This is a genomic window from Roseateles amylovorans (assembly GCF_025398155.2).
In the GTDB taxonomy this organism is placed as follows: Bacteria; Pseudomonadota; Gammaproteobacteria; order Burkholderiales; family Burkholderiaceae_C; genus Roseateles; species Roseateles amylovorans.
This window is the reverse complement of the sequence record NZ_CP104562.2, coordinates 2,447,410-2,467,479: the sequence shown is the minus strand read 5'-3', so window position 1 is coordinate 2,467,479 and position 20,070 is coordinate 2,447,410. Positions and strand designations below refer to the sequence as shown.

Below are 20,070 nucleotides of genomic sequence, written 5' to 3'. Positions count from 1 at the left end.
GAGTGCGGGGACCCCATGGCGCCATTTCCTGCAGGGCGGTGGCGAAATGGGTGCCCGCATGCGCAGTCTGGATTGGACACGCACTGCCGTGGGCCCGCCGGACGGTTGGCCGCAGTCGCTGAAGACGATCGTGCGGATGATGCTGGACTCGCGCTATGCGATGTGGATGGCCTGGTCGTCGGAGCTGACCTTCTTCTGCAACGACGCCTATCTGCCGACCCTGGGCCTGAAGCGCGACTGGGCGCTGGGGGCACGCTCCGACCAGGTCTGGGCCGAGGTGTGGGACGCGGCCGGCAGTCGGATCCAGCAGGTGCTCACCCACGGCGTGGCCACCTGGGATGAAGGCCTGCAGCTGTTTCTGGAGCGCAGCGGTTTCCCGGAGGAGACCTACCACACCTTCTCCTACAGCCCGGTGCATGACGATGAGATGCGGATCGCCGGCATGCTGTGCGTCGTCACCGAGGTCACCGACCGGGTGATCGGCGAGCGCCGCCTTCGGGTGCTGCGCGACCTGGCACTCGGCACGGCCGGCGCCGATCAGCGCGACGCCTGCGCCCGCCGGGCCTGCGAGGTGCTGGCGGACTTCCCGTTGGACCTGCCGTTTACTGCCCTCTACCTCACCGATCCGGGCGGCACGTCCGCGCGTCGGGCAGGATGCGCCGTCCATGCGGCACAAACGCAGTTGCCGCTGTACCTCTCCCTCACCGATCCACCCAGCGGCTGGCCGCTGCAGGCGCTCTGCGACAGCCAGACGCCGCAGGACCTGCCCTCGCTGTCCGCGCTGTCGCTGCGGATCCCGGCGGGCAACTGGCCGGAGGCGGTCGAGCGGGCGGTGCTGTTGCCGCTCAAGGCGCCTGGCCACGAGCTCACCGGCTTCCTGGTCGCCGGACTCAGCACGCGCCGGCCGGAGGACGAGGCCTATCACGCGTTCCTGAACCTGGTGGCGGGGCAGATTTCCGCGTCGCTGGCCGATGCCCAGGCCCATGAGGCCGAGCGGCAGCGGGCCGAGGCCTTGGCCGAGCTGGACCGCGCCAAGACGGCGTTCTTTTCCAATGTCAGCCACGAGTTCCGCACCCCGCTGACCCTGATGCTGGGACCGTTGGAAGAGATCGTCACCACGGCCGAGCTGTCCTCACCGGTGCGCGACCAACTGGCGCTGGTGATGCGCAATGCGGGACGGCTCCAGCGGCTGGTCAACTCGTTGCTGGATTTCTCCCGCATCGAGGCCGGCCGCGCCCAGGCCCGCTACCAGCCGACGGATCTGGCCGCCGTCACCCGCGACCTGGCCAGCACCTTCCGTTCCGCCATGGCACGCGCGGACCTGCGCTATGAGGTCGACTGCGCGCCCCTGGACCGTCCCGCCTATGTCGATCGCGAGATGTGGGAGAAGATCGTCCTGAACCTGCTCTCGAATGCGTTCAAGTTCACCCTGGCGGGACAGGTCACCTTGAGGCTTCGGCAGCAGCCCGACGGCAACACCGCGGTGCTGGAGGTCGCGGACACCGGCGTCGGCATTCCGGCGGACGAGTTGCCGAGGGTGTTCGAACGCTTCCATCGCGTGGCCGGCACCGAAGGCCGAACCCACGAAGGGTCCGGCATCGGCCTGGCCCTGGTGCAGGAGCTGGTGCGCCTGCACGGCGGGCAGATCGAGGTGTCCAGCGTGCGGGGCGAAGGCACACGCTTCATGGTGACGCTGCCGCTGGGCCCGGGGCATCTGCCACCGGCGCATGTCCAAGCGGCCACCGCGCCGACCGCCGACACCACCGGCGCCCGCGCGTTTGTCGACGAGGCACTGCGCTGGTTGCCGGAATCGGCGTACACAGGCAGCGCCCCATCGCAGACCACCCACCCGGCGTTGCCAGGTCTCGCTGCCGGCGCCAACCGCGTCGACGGCGAGCGCCCCGCCACTTTGCGCCCGCACGTCGACACCGGTCGGCTTGCCGCCGCTGATCGTCGATTCGCGCCCACCTACGGCGCCCGGATTCTGCTGGCCGATGACAACGCCGACATGCGCAGCTACCTGCGCGATCTGCTGTCGCCCTACTACGCCATCGACAGCGTCGGCGACGGCCTGCAGGCGCTCGAGGCGGCACGGCGGCAATTGCCCGACCTGATCCTGACCGACGTGATGATGCCGCGCCTGGACGGCCTGGCCCTGCTGGCCGCCATTCGCGCGGACGAACACCTGCGCAGCGTGCCGGTGGTGCTGCTGTCGGCGCGCGCCGGCGAGGAGGCTCGCATCGAAGGCCTGGACGCCGGCGCGGACGATTACCTGATCAAGCCCTTCTCCGCTCGCGAGCTGTTGGCCCGACTGGGCGCGCTGCTGGAGCTGCGCCGGATGCGACGCACCGCCGAAGCCGCCGATCGCGTGCGCATCGCGCAGTTCGAGACCTTGCTCAACGAGGCGCCGATGGGGGTCTATCTGGTCGAACCGAGTGGCGACCGGCTGCGGGTCCGGGAGGCCAATCCCACCGCCCGCCAAGCCTTCGGATCGCCGGCGGTGCAGATCGGAGATGACTTCGGCACCTTGAACGAGCGTCTGTGGGGACCGGTCGTGGGCGGCGTCATCCTGGATCGCTTCCGTCACACCCTGGCCACCGGCGAGCCCTACGTCATGTCGGAGTTTGTCGCGGACCGCAGCGATCTCGGCCAGGCCGAAGCCTACGAGTGGCAGATCAACCGCATCCCGCTGCCCGAAGGGAAACCGGGCGTGGTCTGCTACTTCCGCGAGATCTCCCCGCACATCCTGGCACGCCGACAACTCGAAGCCGCCGACCGGCAGAAGGATCAATTCCTCGCCATGCTCGCGCATGAGCTGCGCAATCCGATTGCACCGATCCGCAGCGCGGGCGATGTGCTGTCGCGGCTCGGTCTGGAAGACGGGCGCGCACGCCGCATGGTGGAGATCGTCCGCCGGCAGGCCGACAACCTGACCCGCCTGGTGGATGACCTGCTGGATGTCTCCCGCATCACGCAAGGCCGGGTGGCACTGCAGCTCGCTCCGGTCCCGCTGGCCGAAGTGCTGGCGCAGGCGGTGGAGACGGTGGAGCCGCTGATGCGCGAGCGCGGCCATCTGTTCTCCGTCACCACCAGCGGACCGCTGCAGGTGCGTGGCGATCTGGCGCGGCTGGTGCAGTGCGTGGCGAATGTGCTGACCAATGCGGCCAAGTACACCGATCCGAAGGGTCATATCCATCTGTCGATGCATGCCGAGTCGGCGCACGCGGTGGTGGCGGTGCGGGACGATGGCATCGGCATCCCGGCGCCGTTGCAGGCGACGATGTTCGATCTCTTCGTCCAGGGCGACCGCACGCTGGATCGCTCCCAGGGCGGGCTCGGTATCGGTCTGTCCCTGGTGAAGCGGCTGATCGAGATGCATGGCGGCACGGTGACCGCCCACAGCGAGGGCCCCGGCGCCGGCGCCCGCTTCGAGCTGCGCCTGCCGTTGCTCAAGGAGACGGCACCCGCGCCCACGCCCAAGGTCGCCGACGAAACGGTCCCGCCGCAGCGCATCCTGGTGGTGGATGACAACGCCGACGCCGCCGCAGCGCTGGCGATGACGCTGACGATGGCGGGCCATGACGTGGCACAGGTCAACAGTGCCCATGACGCGCTTCGGCGCCTGTCGACCTTCCGGCCGGAGGTGGCGGTCCTGGACATCGGTCTGCCGGGCATGTCGGGTTATGAGCTGGCCCAACGCATTCGGGCCCATCCGTCGATGCAGGCGATCCGCCTGATTGCGCTGACCGGCTACGGCCAGCCGGAAGACCGGGAACGTGCCGCACAGGCGGGATTTGATGCCCATCTGGTCAAGCCGGCCGACCCGCAGGCGCTGATGCGCGCGCTGCGCGCCGAGACAAACTGAGCGCTGGCCCGCCGCTCAGCTCGCCAGCAATTTGATGGCGGCGGTGAGCGTCTGATGGTGCTGCCAGTAGGCTTTCCACGGATCTTCGCGGCGCAGGCTCAGATGGTCTCGCGCATCCGCGATGGTCCATTGATCGCCGCGCTTGACCTCGTCGAGCTGATCCCAGTGAATTGGCATCGACACCCCCAGCCCGGGCCGCGCCCGCGCCGAAAAGGCGGCGGCCGTGGTCTGGCCCTCGCCATTGCGCAGATAGTCGGCAAACACCTTGCCGACCCGGTTGCGGGGGCCGCTCTTGGCCGAGAAGCGCTTGGGCAGCGTCACCGCCAGATGCTGGACCACGGCCTGACTGAACGCTTTGCAGGTCGCGTGGTCATGGCGGCGCATCAGGGGCACCACCACATGCAGCCCCTTGCCGCCGCTGGTCTTGAGCCAGCTTTCCAGACCCAGCTCGCGCAACAGCGCCCGCACCAGCAGCGCCGATTCCCGCACTTGCGCCCAGCTCACGCCCGTTCCGGGATCGAGGTCGAAGATGATGCGATCCGGCCGATCCAGCTTGTCCGCTTGCGCGTTCCAGGTGTGGAACTCCACCGCATTCAGTTGGGTGAACTGCAGCACGGCGGCGGCATCGCGGATGACGATGAGTTCATCGCCGTCGACATGCTTCTGGAAGAACTGCTGACCGTCGACGCCCTCCGGCGCCCGGACCACTGCCACCGGCCGACGGGCCAGATGAGGCATCAGCCAGTCCGCGACGCTGGCGTAATAACGCACCAAGTCGATCTTGGTCAGACCGGTGGACGGGTCGATGACCCGCTCCGGGTGGGTGATCTGCAAGGTCGACCGATCGCTGGGCATCGCCGCAACGGCCTTGGAGGCACGGCTGGGTTTGGCGGACGTGCGGGTCGCACTGGTCACACCGGTCGCACCGGGCGCACCGGGCGCATCGGTCGAATGGGTCGAATGGGTCGAATGGGTCGAGCGAGTCGATCGGGCCGTCGTGCTGGGATGCTCCGACTCCCGCTTTGCGGGCGCTGCCGAGATGGCCTCGGGCGCGGTGGTGGCTTCCCGACGGATTGCGCGCGCCGGTTTGTCGTCACGCACGCCCTGGAAGGAGGCGTGGCGCACATGGCCATCAGGCGTCCATTCCGCAAAGGCCACTTCCACCACCATCGTGGGCTTCACCCATCGTTCATCCCCCGAGGGACGGCGCATCCAATGACTGCGCTGGATCTCATGGGTATCGACCGGCGCGTGCGCGACGAGCTGCGCCTCCAACTGCCGCCGCAGCGACGCGCCCGCCGACAGCGACCACCCCGTTCCGACGCGCCCCGCATAACGCAGCGACAGCGCCGAAGTCCCCGAACCACGACGACCGTTCTGAGCCCCCTTGCCGGGCGTCGCCTGGTGCCCCGACTGGCGAGCGGCACCGCTCCGATCACCGCTGCCGTCATCGGCGTCATCGGCGTCATCGGGGGTATCGGCGTGATCGGCGTCATGGCGCCCGTCGTCCGTCCCGTAGTAGCCGAGCAGCAAGCTGCCGAGTCCCTTGGAGCCATCGGATCGATCGGTGAATCCGATGACGACGAACTCCTGCCGCCGCTGGCATTTGAGCTTCACCCAGCTGTCGCTGCGCGCGCTGACATAGGGCGCGTCGGGGCGTTTGAGGATCAGTCCTTCCAGCCGCATCTGACAGGCCGCCGCCAACATATCCTCGGGCGGGACGGCGAAGTCCTCGCTGAAGCGCAGGCGTTCGTCATCGTCGGGCACGCGGGGTTCTCGGTGATCGCGGGCCTCGTGTCCGTGGCCGTCCAGGAGCGCACGCAGGACGGCACGGCGATCACGCAACGGCACCTCGCGCAGGTCGTAGCCATTGAGGTGGGGCAGATCGAAGAGGAAGTAGAGGATGTCGCGCTCGCTGGCACCACTGCCCCGTGTCTTGCCCAGTGCCTGCTGAAGTCGGTTGAAATCGGGCGATCCGTCCTCCCGCATGACCACGACCTCGCCGTCCAGCCAGGCGTTGTCCAGGCCCAGCGCTTCGAGTGCGCGGGCCAGCGACGGCATGCGCGAGGTCCAGTCGTTGCCGCCCCGCGTCATCAAGCTGGCCCGGCCCTTCTCGATGCGCGTCATCAGCCGATAGCCATCGAACTTGGCCTCGGCCACCCACTCGCCGGGTGGTGTGGCGCTGACCAACGTGGCCAGTTGCGGCGCCATCTTCGCCGGCAGCCTGGCCTTGCGCGCACCGCTCAGGTCGGGAGGCGAGGCGATGCCGGTGTCGGTCGAGACGGGCCTCTGTTTTGACGAGTCCCCGCGCGTCGATTTGGAAGCGGTGCGCGTTACTTTGGCAGGGGGTGCAGTCGCGGGTGTCGATCCCTTGACCGCCTCGGCGTCTTTCGCCGTGCGGGGTTCTCGATCCTCCACACGACCCAGGGGCTGCGCCACCACGCTGTCCGGCAGGGCAGCGGTGACATCGTAGTCCAGATGCGATCGTTCCCAGCCGTCATGCTTCTTGATCAGCAGCCACTGAGCACGCGGCTCGCCGACACGCGAGGTGCGGACGAGCTGCCATAACCCGGCCAGCTTCTGGCCGTGCAGCCGGAACACCAGCTTGCCGTCGCGCAGTCCAGCCTTGGGATCACCCTCGGGGACCCAGGTGCCGTTGTCCCACACGATCACCTCGCCCGCGCCGTACTGTTTGGCCGGGATGGTGCCCTCGAAGCCGCCATAGGCCAGCGGATGGTCCTCCACCTGGATCGCCATGCGGCGCTGCTTCGGATCGTAGGACGGCCCTTTGGGCACGGCCCAGCTCAACAGCACGCCATCGAGTTCCAGCCGGAAGTCGTAGTGGAGATGGCTGGCCCAGTGCTTCTGGATGACGAACGAGAGCGCCTCGGTGCCGGGCTTGCGCCGTCGCGCCGAGGAAGAGCGGCGGGCCGGCGGCGAAGGCTCCGCCCCGGTCTCCGGATCAGGACCCGGCTCCGGCGTGATGCGGAAGTCCCGCTTGCTGCGGTAGCGCGACAGCGGCGAATCGGGTCTGGCGGCGGTGCCCATGGGAGGTGTCCTGGGTGAGGGTCGTCGGCGGCGAGCGGCCCATCGGCCGGCAGCGGGTCAGGCGGCCCGCGGCTTCTTCTTGCCGCCCAGGCTGCGACGCAGCAGATCGGTGAGGTCGACCACATTGCTGGCGCCTTCCTCGCTCGGCTGTGACTCCAGTGGCTCCACCGTCTCGGTTTGACCCGCGGCGACCTTGCGGGCAATCAGCTTGCGAATGGACGCGGTGAATTCGTCATGGAACTCGGTCGGATCCCAATCGCTGCTCATCTCATCGATCAACTGCCGAGCCATCTCCAACTCGCCGGCCTTGAAGCCGTGCGCCGCGCGTCCCTCGGCGGGCAGGTTCAGATCGTCGGCGGGGCGGATCTCATTGGCCCAGCGCATCAGGCCGATCATCAACGCCGGTCCCGCCGGCAGCAGCGCCGCCAGGTGTTCCTTGCTGTGGATCACCAGCCGTGCCACCGCGATCAGTCCGGCATCGGCCATGGCCTCGCGCAGCAGGGCATACACCTTGGCGGACTTGCCGATCGGCTCCAGGTAATAGGGCTTTTCCAGATAGACGAAAGACACCTGCGTCGCGGGGACGAAGCGTTCGATGTCGATGGTCTGGGTGGTGGCGGGATAGGCCTTGCGGATCTCGTCGTCGGTGAGCACGACATAGTCGCCGCTGTCCTGCTTCACACCCTTGACGATGTGGGTCTTGTCGATGTCCTTGCCGGTGCGCTTGTTGATCCGCTTGTAGCCCACCGGATCCATGGTGCGCTTGTCCAGCCAGTCGAAGTCGACCTCTTCCTCACGCGAGGCCGGATAGAGCGACACCGGCACATGCAGCAAACCGAAGCTGATCGCGCCCTTCCAGACGGCGCGACGTGGCCGCGAGGCCTCGGCGCTGTCTGCATCAGCGGATGCGCTGTGGCCGTTGGCCTTGGATGCACGGCTTGGACGAGCGCTGCCAGACTTCGACTTGGATGCAGCGCCCGCGCCGGAGGCCTTGCCGGAGGGTGGCCGTGGCGTCGACGAACGGGTCGATGACCGGGTCGATGAACGCGTGGTGGAGCCGGAACCGCTGGCGGCGCGAGTGGGCATGGGGACCTCATCCAGAAGGAGCGACGACGCGCGGGGGCGTCGGACGCTCGCTTCATGGCAATCGGCGCGCCCAGGCGCCCCCGCGGTCAATCCAACATGCGGTCAGGCAAACACGCGGACGGCGACCACCAGGTGCTGCGACTGCTGCTGCAACGACTCGGCCGCCGCCGAGGCCTGTTCCACCAAGGCGGCGTTCTGCTGGGTGGCATGGTCCATCTGCACGATGGCCTGGTTGATCTGCTCGATGCCGGCGGTCTGCTCCTGGCTGGCGCTGGAGATCTCGCCGACGATGTCGGTCAGCCGCTTCACGCTGCCCACGATCTGTTCCATCGTGGCGCCGGCCTGCCCCACCAGCGAACTGCCGGCATCCACCTTGTCCACCGAGTCGCCGATCAGGGTCTTGATCTCCTTGGCGGCCGTGGCACTGCGCTGCGCGAGGCTGCGCACCTCGGAGGCCACCACCGCGAAGCCGCGGCCCTGCTCGCCGGCACGAGCGGCTTCCACCGCCGCATTCAGGGCCAGGATGTTGGTCTGGAAGGCGATGCCGTCGATGGTGCCGATGATGTCCACGATCTTCTTGGACGAGGTGCTGATCGACGCCATGGTCGCCACCACCTGGTTCACCACCTGGCCGCCCTGCACCGCCACCTCCGAGGCCGACAGCGCCAACTGGTTGGCCTGGCGGGCGTTGTCGGCATTCTGCTTGACGGTGGCGGTCAGCTCTTCCATCGAGGCCGCAGTCTGTTCCAGAGCGCTGGCCTGGGCCTCGGTGCGGGACGACAGGTCCAGATTGCCGGCGGAGATTTCGCCGGCGGCCGTGGCAATGGTGTCGGTCGCGCCGCGGATCTGGGTGACCGTGCCGGACAGGCTCTGCTGCATCTGATGCATCGCCGCCAGCAGGCTGGCCTGGTCGCCGGCCTGCAAGGCCACCTGAACCGACAGATCGCCCGCGCCGATGCGTCGAACGATGTCGGCCGCATAGGCCGGTTCACCGCCCAGTTGACGGTAGAGGCTGCGGGCCATGCGCCAGCCCAGTCCGCCGACGATGAGCATCAGCACGCCGCCGATGGACAGCAGGATCGCGGCACTGCGCCAGAAGGCGGTGTCGATGTCATCGATGTAATCGCCGAAGCCGACGATCCAGTCCCAGGGCTCGAACTTGATGACGGCATACAGTTTCTGCACCTCGTCCTTGGTCCCCGGTCGCGTGCCGGGTGCAATGACGGTGCCGATGGTCTTGCCTTCCAAGGCGGTGCGATAGCGCACGCCGGCTTCCTTGCCGCCCTTGGCATCGACGATGCCCACCCGCTTGGGATTCGGATGCACATAGTTCACATCGTTGGTGAAGCCCCGCACGAAGAAGTACTGCTCTTCCTTGCGGAAGCTGCCGATGATCTTCTTGCCTTCCTTCTGCGCCTCCTCGCGGGTGATCTGACCGGCGACTTCCTGCGCATGGAGCTTCTCCAGCGCGGAATGCGCCAGCACCACCAAGGTCGAGAGCTGCGCGGTGCGCTCCTTGATCATGGTCTGACGCAGCGTGGTCAGTGAGACCGCTGCCAGCAACAGCATGCCGGCCAGCGCGGCGGCGCACAGCCACAGGATTCGGGTACGAAGCTTCATGGGCAAGGACTTTCAGGTCGGTCAAGCGGTCGAGCGACGTTGAGAGTCGCCCACGGCCAGGCCCGGCGAGTCGCCGGCCTTCCCGATTTATCGGCGAGATGGCGCTGAAGGTGAAGCGGGCGCGGCCGGCCGGCCAGGCGATACCGTCACAAGGTCACAGGAAACCCGCGGGTGTCGCATCGCCCGATCCGCCGCAGGGCTCCGTACGGTGTCCGTCGGCACTGCGTGGGCGCGCCACTGGGCTCAGCTGAACAGCCGCCGCGCCACCGGCGAACCGGCGGCGAGGTCGCGCGAGGCCAGCGCCTTGTACAGCGTGGCCAGCTCCAGTCCGATGGATTGGAAGGCGTGCAGGTTCAGGACCTGACCCCGGTCGTCGCAGACATCGGCCTCGAAGTCGCGCGCCAGGTTGCGCGCCGCTTCCTGCCACACGGCGAAGGGCTCCAGTGCCTCGGGTGTCTGCAGCACATCCAGCGCCAGGGTCAGCTCACGCAGCGACGAGGCCTGGGGATCGTCGGCCAGTGCAGCCTGGGCATCGAAGTTGAGGGTGAGCACCGGCGGTGCGCCATCCTCCTGGCCCGGCATCACCAGGCGGCCGGGCATGGACCCGGGCACGAAGCCGTGCCGCAAGGCGCCTTGCTGGACGAAGCCCAGCGTCCAGGCGGCACCCCGCGCACGCAGGCAGATCGCCAGTTGCGCGTCATGGCCGCCCGCGAACTGGTCCAGCTCGCGCGCGCGGCCGACCACGTCCAGCATGTCCGGGAACTCCACCATCGCACCGATGCCGTCGGCGAAGCCCTGCACCTTCTGCACGAACTCGGAGTACTCGATCTCGTTGAGCGCGCCGCTGCGATTGGCCATCTGCAGGCCGGCCTGGAACTCGCTGTAGCGCTGACCGGCGTGCGGCAGTTCCCAGTCGCCCGAGGCGGCATTCAATCCTTCGATGTGAAAGGGCTTGGTGCCCGCGCGACGGCTGCCGGGCATGTGCGAGAGCGCCATCTCCCCGCTGATCGGCGATTCGGGCGTCAGGGTGGCGATGGCGTCGATCAACGCATCGATGCGGGTCGAAGCCCTGCGCACACGCGCCACGGCGGGGACCGATTCGTCGAGGGTGCGGAGATCGGGCAGTTCGCCGCCGTCCGGCGACAGGCCGCCCCGTCCGTCGCCGCCGTCGGGCGACAGGCCGGCTGCGCCGCCCAGGCTGGGCTCCTGGCGGTCCGGTGCGGGCACGGGTGGGAGGGGACGGCGGGGGCCGGCGCGGCGAGCGCTCCACCAGCCCTGCGCCAGCACGCCCACCAGGACGAGGCCGCCCAGGGCGGCCAGCATGGCGGTGAGGCTCCAGTCGGTGGTCATGGCGTGATCTCGTGGGTTGGGGTGAACGACAGATTCGTGGGCATGGACATCACCCGGGCAATCAGTGATCCGCCATCGCGAGCGCGGACTCCATGTCCACCGCCACGATGCGGGAAACGCCCTGCTCCTGCATCGTCACACCGATCAGTTGTTCCGCCATTTCCATCGCGATCTTGTTGTGCGAGATGAAGAGGAACTGGGTGATCTTGCTCATCTCCGCCACCAGGCGGGCATAACGCTCGGTGTTGGCGTCGTCCAGCGGCGCGTCCACTTCGTCCAGCAGACAGAACGGCGCGGGATTGAGCTGGAAGATGGCGAACACCAGCGCGATCGCGGTCAGCGCCTTTTCGCCGCCGGACAGCAGGTGGATGGTGGAGTTCTTCTTGCCGGGCGGCTGGGCCATGACCTGGACGCCGGCATCGAGGATTTCATCGCCGGTCATCACCAACTTGGCCTGGCCGCCGCCGAACAGGCTGGGGAACATGCGGCCGAAGTGCTCGTTGACCTGGGTGAAGGTCGAGCCCAGCAGATCACGGGTTTCCAGGTCGATCTTGTGGATCGCATCCTCCAGCGTCGTGATGGCGGTGTTCAGGTCCAGGTACTGGGAGTCGAGGAAGGTCTTGCGCTCGCGCGCGGCGCCCAGCTCGTCCAGTGCGGCGAGGTTGACCGCGCCGAGTGCGGCGATCTCGCGGGTGATGCGGTCGATCTCGCCCTGCAGGCCGTACAGCTTCACCGCGCCCTCCTCGACCGATTTGGCGAGGACCTCCAGATCCACATTCGCCGCGGTGAGCTGCTCCATGTACTGCTGCCCGCCGAGCGCGGCGGCCTGCTCATCGAGCTGCAGCTTGGTGATGCGCTCGCGCAGCGGATCGAGCGCCCGCTCGATCGTCATGCGCTGCTCCTCGCTGCGCTTGAGGCGCAGGCTGAGGTCGTCGTAGCTGGCGCGCACCTGGGCCAGGGCCTGCTCACGCTCCACCTTCAAGGCCAGCGCATCCTGCAGGCCGGCCTGGGCGGCGGCGTCGTCCAGTTCGGCACGCTCCTGGGCCATGTTCTGGACGGTCTGTTCATTGACCTGCACCTGCTGGCGCGAGGTCTCGATGCTGCGCTGCAGCTCGCCGCGCTTGGCCGCCAGCGCACGTGCGCTGAAGACCGCTTCCTGCGCACGCCGCTCCAGCACCCGCTGATGCTCGCGGGCCTCGGCGAGCTTGCGTTCGCCCTGGATCACCGCCTCGTCGAGCTCGGCATGGCGTTCCTGGGTGGCGGCCAGTTGCAGGTCCAATTCCTCGAACCGGGCTTCGCCTTCCATGCGGCGTTCCAGCAGCGCTTCGGTCTGGGCGTCGATCTCGGCGAGTTCGTCGTCGAGCTGGCTGCGTCGTGCCACCGCCGCTTCGGTTTGCTGGGCCAGGCGCAGCAGTTCGACCTGCAGTTGATGGGCGCGCGCCTGGATCTCGGTGGCTTCGCGACGCAGCACCGCCAGACGTTGGGCGGATTCGGTGTAGGCGGCCTCGGCGCGGATCGCCTGGGCCCGGGCCTCGTCGGCGATCAGCGACTGGGCGCGCTGCTCGCGCTCCAGGTTCTCGATTTCCTGGGCGCGGGCCAGCAGGCCGGCGGTTTCGGAATCGGCCGCATAGAAACTGACCGCGAACTGGCTGACCGCATGGCCTTCGCGGGTCATGATGACCTCGCCATGGCTGAGTTGCGGGCGCTGCGCCAGGGCCTCGCCGATCGACTCGGCGGTGTAGATGCCTTCCAGCCAGTCGTTCATCAAGGCCTTGAGGCCATTGGATTCCAGCTTGAGCAGGTCGCTCAGCGGAGACAGCGCGCGGTGGGTGTTGGCGATCTCGCCGGACGGCAGCGAGTAGAACGCCAACCGCGCCGGCGGCGGATCGGCAGCGAAGGCCTGGACGGTTTCCAGCCTACCCACCGACAGCGCACCCATGCGTTCGCGCAGTGCGGCCTCCAGCGCGTTCTCCCAGCCCGGGGTGATGTGGAGCTGCGTCCACAGGCCCTTGACGCCGTCAAGTCCGTGCTTGGCCAGCCAGGGCTTGAGCTTGCCTTCGGTCTGCACCTTTTCCTGCAAGGCGCGCAAGGCGGTCAGGCGCGCCACGATGTCGGTCAGCTTCGCAGCCTGGGATTGGGCTTCCTGCTGCGATCGCTGACGGAGCTCGTCGGCCTGCGGCACCGCATCGGCGAGCTCGCCCAGTCGCGCATCGGCGACGGCCTGCTGCTCATCGGCGGCGGCGGAGCGTTGCTTCACTTCCTCGAGCTTGTCGTGCTGCGGCGCGGCCAGGCCCTGGCGCTCCTGCGCCAGGCGCTCGCGTCGGCCGCGCAGGCCCTTGAGCTGTTCATCGACGCTGCGGCTCTCCGCCGCCAGCACCTGGATCTGCTGCTGCACCTGGGTGACCTGGGTGCGCTGTTCGTTGGCGCGGCCCTGCGCGGCACGGAGCTGATCCTCGACCTCGGGCAGCTTCATCGCCTGATCTTCGGCCTGGGCGGCGAGGATCTCGCTCTGCTCTTCGGCCTGGGCGATCTGGGTGGCGACGTCGTCCAGCTCGGCTTGCGCCTGCTCGGCGCGCTCCTGCCACTGCTGGTTCTGCGCCTGCAACTCCACCAGCCGCTGCTCCAGACGCTGACGCCCTTCCACCACATAGCGGATGCGCTCTTCCAGCCGGCTGACCTCGAGCTGCGCCTCCGCATGGCGGCCCTGGGCGGCATGCAACTCATCGCCGGCGGCGTAATGCGACTGGCGGATGGTTTCGAGCTCGGCCTCCAGATGCCGCAGCTCTGCCATGCGCGCTTCCAGCGCGTTGACCGCTTCCAGATGCTCCACCTTGACGCGGGTGGCCTCGCCGGCGGCATCGCGGTGCTTCAGGAACCAGAGCTGATGCAGCTTCAGGGTGCCCTGGTCCTGCAGATGACGGTAGTTGGCGGCGACCTCGGCCTGGCGCTCCAGCTTCTCGAGGTTGTTGTTGAGCTCGCGCAGGATGTCGTCGACCCGGGTCAGGTTCTCGCGGGTGTCCTTGAGGCGGTTCTCGGTCTCGCGGCGGCGTTCCTTGTACTTCGAGACGCCGGCGGCTTCCTCGAGGAACATGCGCAGTTCCTCGGGCTTGGATTCGATGATGCGGCTGATCGTCCCCTGGCCGATGATGGCGTAGGCGCGCGGGCCCAGGCCGGTACCGAGGAACACATCCTGCACGTCGCGTCGACGCACCGGCTGATTGTTGATGAAGTAGCTGCTAGTGCCGTCACGGGTCAGCACCCGCTTGACCGCGATCTCGGTGAACTGGTTCCACTGACCGCCGGCGCGGGCGATGGTGTTGTCGAACACCAGCTCCACGCTGGAGCGGCTGGCGGGCTTGCGGTTGCCGGAGCCGTTGAAGATCACGTCCTGCATGGACTCGCCACGCAGTTCGCTGGCCTTGCTCTCGCCCAGCACCCAGCGCACCGCGTCCATGATGTTGGACTTGCCGCAGCCGTTGGGGCCCACCACGCCGACCAATTGGCCGGGCAACTGGAAGTTGGTGGGGTCGGCAAAGGACTTGAAGCCCGAGAGCTTGATCGAGTTCAGTCGCATCGGGACGTTCGAACCATCGCTTTGAAGGGGCCCGCCGACGTGCGGGCGACCGGTGATCGACGCGCACTCAACGTGTTCTAAGCCTTTGATTTGATTGTGGAAACGCCCCTGGACGGGGCGCTCGATTCGCGGCGGATGATACCATCGCGCCCTGCCTCCAACGGCCTGCGTCCCGGCGATCTGCGCCGACACGCCCCCGACCCCTCTCACCCAGAACTCCACATGGCCAAGACCTCTTCCGCCAAGCCGACCGCTGCTGCCGCCTCCGTCACCCCGACGACCGCCAAAACACTCAAGCCGATCAAGGCACCCAAGACCCCCAAGGCGTCCAAGTCCGCCGATGCCGCCCTGTCATCCAAGGGCAGCGCCAAGGCCGGCAAGCCCGCTGCGGCGCCCAAGATGCGGGAGATGCCGCCCAATCCTCCGAGCCGCCCGAGCAAGGAGATCCATGTGTTCCCCAACCCGGCGCCAGAGCGTGACTACGTCATTCAGTTCCAGGTCCCGGAGTTCACCTGCCACTGCCCGCTGACCGGCCAGCCGGACTTCGCGCACTTCACCATCGACATGATCGCGGACGAATACTGCGTCGAGCTGAAGAGCCTGAAGATGTACTTCTGGAGCTACCGGGATGAAGGCGCCTTCCATGAGAAGGTGACCAACACCATCCTGGAAGACATCGTGAAGGTCACGAATCCGCGCTTCATCCGCATCACCGCGAAGTGGTATGTGCGGGGCGGCATCTACACCAACGTGGTGGCCGAGCATCGCAAAAAGGGTTGGAAGCCGCTGCCTGCGGTGGACCTGCCGGCTCACGGATTCGAATCCGGTCTGCTGCGCTGATCCTTCGGAGCGCGCTCACCCTCGCTCGCGTCCCACGTCGCCCAACCTCACCGCCCGCACCCGTCCCCATCCGCATGGCCCTGACCTATGACAACACGCATCAATTCGTCCCTGTGACGTTGCGGCGGAGTCGCATCGATGGTTTTGGTGTCTTTGCGGATGGCGCGATTGGTGCGCTGACGCGGCTAGGGTTGTTGACCGGGGAATCGATCACGGTAGCGGAGGCGCGCCGCCGGGCGCAGGGTGGACGACGGTTGATGCTGGTGGAGTTGTCGCCGGCGCGGGCGATCGATGCGAGCCGCTCGCAGGATGCGATGCGCTTCACCAACCACAGCTGTGTGCCGAATGCGCGCATCCAGGTGGAGGATGGGGAGATCAGCTTCCACGCGGTTCGCGACATTGCGAGCGGCGAGGAAATCACGGTCGACTACGGCCAGACGCACCACGAGGGCCGCCTGGCCTGCCGATGCCGCGCCTCGGGCTGCCGAGGCGCCCTCTAGCACGACGCCCCAGCCTCCGCATCTGCCGCAGCCTCGGCACCCACTGCAAAACTTGGGCGAGCCAAGTTGAGTACGCCACCGCCCACAAAACCTGGGCAGTCCACGCTGATCGGGGACGGGAGGGCGTGAGGTCTTGGCAGCGCCAAGGCCTCATGCCCTCGCGGCCAACGCACCGGCCGAGGCAGGTCGGCGGTCCAACTCAACGCAACCCAGCCCGACCACGCCGTGTAGCCCCAGGGCACAGGCAACACCTCTCATCTGAACCAGCCCCTCCCCGCCTGCGGCAAGGTGGCCAGCGCCCCACCACACCGCTGCGCTTCAACCCAGCATTCTCGACATAAGTACGCGCCACCACCCTCGGCACGCCCGCCCAGCGCCCCAGTCCCCGGGTCCGGTCCCCTATGATTCCGGCCATGACGTCCCCCGCTTCCCCCCCGGTCAATCCGCGGCTTGCGCTGCTGCAGCCCTATCCGTTCGAACGGCTGCGCGCGCTGACCCAGGGCATCACGCCCAATCCTGAGTTCCGGCCGATCTCGCTGGGCATCGGTGAACCGAAGCACCCGGCGCCGAAGTTGGTGGAAGAGGCCTTGATGGCCAACCTGAAAGGGCTGTCCAGCTATCCCGCCACCGCCGGAGATCCGGCGCTCAGAGCGTCCATCTCTGCCTGGCTTCAGCGCCGGTACGGCCTGACGGTGGATGCCGCCACCCAAATCCTCCCGGTGAATGGCTCGCGGGAGGCGCTGTTCGCGCTCGCGCAGGTGGTGATCGATCCGTCGCGGCCGGGCGCCACCGTCGTCTGCCCCAATCCCTTCTATCAGATCTACGAAGGCGCAGCCCTGCTGGCCGGCGCCACGCCCGCCTTCGCGAATTCCGATCCAGCCCGCAATTTCGCGGCCGACTGGTCGCAGATCGATGAAGCGACCTGGTCCCGTACCCAACTGCTGTATGTCTGCTCGCCCGGCAACCCGACCGGCGCAGTGATGCCGCTGTCCGAATGGAAGACCTTGTTCGAGCTGAGCGATCGCCACGGTTTCGTGATCGCCTCGGACGAGTGCTATTCCGAAATCTATTTCCGTGACGGTCCGGACGCTGCGCCGCTGTCGGGACTGCAGGCCGCAGTGCAGCTGGGTCGTCCCGACTTCCGGAACCTGATCGCCTTCACCAGTTTGTCCAAGCGCTCGAACGTGCCGGGCATGCGCTCCGGTTTCGTGGCCGGGGATGCGGCCTGGATCAAGCGCTTCCTGCTCTACCGCACCTACCACGGCAGCGCCATGAGTCCGATGGTGCAGGCGGCCAGCATCGCGGCCTGGAACGACGAGACGCATGTGATCGACAACCGCGCCCAGTACCGCGCCAAGTTCGCCGCGGTGACGCCGGTGCTGGCCGAGGTGCTGGATGTTGCCCTGCCGGATGCGGGCTTCTACCTATGGGCCGCTGTGCCAGACGGTAACGATATTGGCTTCGCCCAGGGACTGCTCGCTCAATACAATGTCGGCGTTTTGCCGGGCAGTCTGCTGGCGCGCGAGGCGCATGGGATCAATCCCGGCGCCGGACGCATCCGTCTGGCGTTGGTGGCTGAGCAGGCTGAATGCCTGGAAGCCGCCCGCCGCATCGTCGATTACGTCAGGAACCTGCGCTGAAGCGGGCCCGACACACGTCCTTAGCCCACACGCCACTCGCCACACGTCGCCGCCACGCTCGATCACTGCACACGCCTGACCGCCCCCCGCCCCGAGCACCTTGCCTCGCTGACCGGGCCACTGCGGAATACGGGGCGCCACAGTGGCCGCTCGCTCGACAGACTTTCACCGCCCCTTCCGATTTCCATCCGCACGACACCGCCATGACGCAAGACCTGCAATCCATCATCGACCTCGCCTGGGAAGGCCGCGCCAACCTCAATCCCGCCAATGCACCGGAAGTGCGCGCCGCAGTGGATGAGGTGCTGGCCCGCCTGGACGCCGGCACCCTGCGGGTGGCCGAGCGCAAGGCCGTCGGCGACTGGGAAGTGCACCAGTGGGTGAAGAAGGCGGTGCTGCTGTCCTTCCGCCTGAACGACAACCGCCAGATGGGCGCCGGCGACATGACCTTCTTCGACAAGGTCCCGACCAAGTTCGGCGGCATGACCGATGCCCAGTTGCGCGCCACCGGCGTGCGCGTGGTGCCGCCGGCCGTGGCCCGCCGTGGCAGCTTCATGGCCAAGAACGTCATCCTGATGCCCAGCTATGTGAACATCGGCGCCTATGTCGATGAGGGCACCATGGTGGACACCTGGGCCACCGTCGGTTCCTGCGCCCAGATCGGCAAGAACGTGCATCTGTCCGGCGGCGTGGGCATTGGTGGCGTGCTGGAGCCGCTGCAGGCCAATCCGACCATCATCGAAGACAACTGCTTCATCGGCGCTCGTTCCGAGGTGGTCGAAGGTGTGATCGTCGAAGAGAACTCGGTGATCTCGATGGGCGTCTACATCGGCCAGAGCACCCCGATCTACGACCGCGAGACCGACACCGTCACCTACGGCCGCGTGCCGGCCGGCTCGGTGGTGATCAGCGGCAGCCTGCCCAAGGGCGACGGCAAGTACAGCCTGTATGCGGCCATCATCGTCAAGAAGGTGGATGCCGGTACCCGCGCCAAGACCTCGATCAACGACCTCCTCCGGATGTAGGCTAGTCCCCCCCTACCGCCTGACGGCGGCCCCCCAGGGGGCGAGCGGGAGCCCGGCGGAGACTGCCCCCCCCCTACCGCCTGACGGCGGCCCCCCCAGGGGGCGAGCGGGAGCCCGGCGGAGCCGGATCTCCGCGCTCCGCTTGATAAGGCCGCCGCCTGCGGGGCGGCCCCTCGGGATGCAGTCGATCTTGGGGCGACGCATGGTGGGGCGGGAGGCCGGAGTTGGGAATCGCGTGGCTGATGCGGGAACTTGGTGCCCTGCTGGATGAGATGTGACGAGATACCGCGACGAGGCGCTGCGGGAACGTTAAGGTTCTAGAACATGACATGCGGGGCGTGGCCCCGATGGAAGGGATGGAGATGAGTACCGGGAATATGGAGCGCATCCTGCGCTTGATGGCCGAAAAGGGCGCATCGGACACCTATCTGTCGGCCAATATGCCGGTGCTGATCCGCATCAACGGGCAGATGGTGCAGGTCTCCGACCAGCTGCTGACCCCCGCGCAGCCCAAGCAGCTGATCGGCGAGGTGATCGACGCCCAGCACATGGCCGAACTGGACTCGACCGGCGAACTCAACCTCGCCGTGTCCATTCCGAAGGTCGGCAGCTTCCGGCTCTCCGGCTTCCGTCAGCGCGGCTCGATCGCCGCCGTCTTCCGGCACATTCCGCACGTGATCCCCTCGCTGGACAGCCTCTCGCTGCCATCCATCCTGGGCAAGCTGGTGACCGAGAAACGCGGCCTGATCCTGATGGTGGGCGCCACCGGTACCGGTAAGAGCACCACGCTCGCCTCGATGCTGGAACACCGCAACCAGACGATGACCGGCCACATCCTGACCATCGAAGATCCGGTCGAGTACCTGTTCGCCAACAAGCGCTCGCTGGTCAACCAGCGCGAAGTCGGTCGCGACACCGCCTCGCTGCAGATCGCACTGAAGAACGCGCTGCGTCAGGCCCCCGACTGCATCCTGATCGGCGAAATCCGTGACCGCGAAACCATGACGGCCGCGATCTCCTACGCGCTGTCCGGCCACCTGGTGCTGGCCACGCTGCACGGCAACAACAGCTATCACGCGCTGAACCGGATCATGTCGTTCTACACGCCGGAATCCCGTCCAGCGATGCTGAACGACCTGGGCGCCGGCCTCAAAGCGGTGGTGTCCCAGCGCCTGGTGCGTTCCGCTTCCGGCGGCCGCGTGCCGGCCATCGAAATCCTGCTCAACACCAAGCTGATCGCCGAGCTGATCGAGCAAGGTGATTTCGCCGGCGTGAAGGAAGCGATGGAGAAGTCCATTGCCGAAGGCTCTCAGAGCTTCGAGGAACACTTCGCCAACCTGATCAACGACGGCACGATCACCCGCGAGGAAGGCCTGGCCTTCGCCGATTCGCCGACCAACCTGCTCTGGCGTCTGCAGAACGACATGACCGGCGGCAAGCCGCAGCAATCCAAGAAGGAAGAACCGGCCGCCGACGAAGCCAGCTTCACCTCCATCACCCTGGATGTGCAACCCGGCTGATC

General features: G+C 67.5%; 11 protein-coding genes. 6 read left to right on the top strand and 5 right to left on the bottom strand.

The features are described 5' to 3' along the window. Positions 1-58 precede the first annotated feature (58 nt). A complete protein-coding gene (locus N4261_RS10470; protein ID WP_261760084.1) occupies positions 59-3,865 on the top strand; it encodes an ATP-binding protein in 3,807 nt (1,268 codons plus the stop codon). Positions 3,866-3,880: 15 nt separating this feature from the next. Here the strand turns inward: N4261_RS10470 and ligD are convergent, their stop codons facing one another. From ligD to smc, 5 genes are all read right to left on the bottom strand, one after another. Further along, positions 3,881-6,913 carry a non-homologous end-joining DNA ligase gene (gene ligD / locus N4261_RS10465; protein ID WP_261760083.1) on the bottom strand — a complete coding sequence of 1,011 codons (3,033 nt, stop codon included), beginning with the start codon at positions 6,911-6,913 and terminating at the stop codon, positions 3,881-3,883. A 57-nt stretch (positions 6,914-6,970) separates the two neighbouring features. Then, positions 6,971-7,999, bottom strand: a complete 1,029-nt coding sequence (ku, locus tag N4261_RS10460) for a non-homologous end joining protein Ku (protein WP_261760082.1) — start codon at positions 7,997-7,999, stop codon at positions 6,971-6,973. A 102-nt stretch (positions 8,000-8,101) separates the two neighbouring features. Then, positions 8,102-9,619, bottom strand: a complete 1,518-nt coding sequence (locus tag N4261_RS10455; RefSeq protein ID WP_261760081.1) for a methyl-accepting chemotaxis protein — start codon at positions 9,617-9,619, stop codon at positions 8,102-8,104. A 243-nt stretch (positions 9,620-9,862) separates the two neighbouring features. After that, positions 9,863-10,969, bottom strand: a complete 1,107-nt coding sequence (locus N4261_RS10450; RefSeq protein WP_261760080.1) for a cell division protein FtsZ — start codon at positions 10,967-10,969, stop codon at positions 9,863-9,865. A gap of 61 nt (positions 10,970-11,030) precedes the next feature. Further along, positions 11,031-14,543 (bottom strand): chromosome segregation protein SMC, encoded by a 3,513-nt coding sequence (gene smc / locus N4261_RS10445; RefSeq protein WP_261760079.1) that lies wholly within the window; start codon positions 14,541-14,543, stop codon positions 11,031-11,033. Positions 14,544-14,951: 408 nt separating this feature from the next. On the opposite strand from smc, the gene queF reads away from it, so the two are divergent. The 5 genes from queF (at position 14,952) to N4261_RS10420 (ending at position 20,068) form a co-directional block, all read left to right on the top strand. Beyond that, positions 14,952-15,383: a preQ(1) synthase gene (gene queF / locus N4261_RS10440; RefSeq protein ID WP_261760673.1), complete on the top strand. Its 432-nt coding sequence runs from the start codon at positions 14,952-14,954 to the stop codon at positions 15,381-15,383. A gap of 74 nt (positions 15,384-15,457) precedes the next feature. Beyond that, complete coding sequence (locus N4261_RS10435) at positions 15,458-15,883, top strand: SET domain-containing protein (protein ID WP_261760078.1); 426 nt, start codon at positions 15,458-15,460, stop codon at positions 15,881-15,883. A 413-nt stretch (positions 15,884-16,296) separates the two neighbouring features. Further along, complete coding sequence (dapC, locus tag N4261_RS10430) at positions 16,297-17,523, top strand: succinyldiaminopimelate transaminase (protein ID WP_261760077.1); 1,227 nt, start codon at positions 16,297-16,299, stop codon at positions 17,521-17,523. A 203-nt stretch (positions 17,524-17,726) separates the two neighbouring features. Beyond that, positions 17,727-18,548 (top strand): 2,3,4,5-tetrahydropyridine-2,6-dicarboxylate N-succinyltransferase, encoded by an 822-nt coding sequence (dapD, locus tag N4261_RS10425; RefSeq protein ID WP_261760076.1) that lies wholly within the window; start codon positions 17,727-17,729, stop codon positions 18,546-18,548. 362 nt (positions 18,549-18,910) lie between these two features. Continuing rightward, a complete protein-coding gene (locus N4261_RS10420; RefSeq protein ID WP_261760075.1) occupies positions 18,911-20,068 on the top strand; it encodes a PilT/PilU family type 4a pilus ATPase in 1,158 nt (385 codons plus the stop codon). The last annotated feature ends 2 nt before the right edge of the window (positions 20,069-20,070 follow it).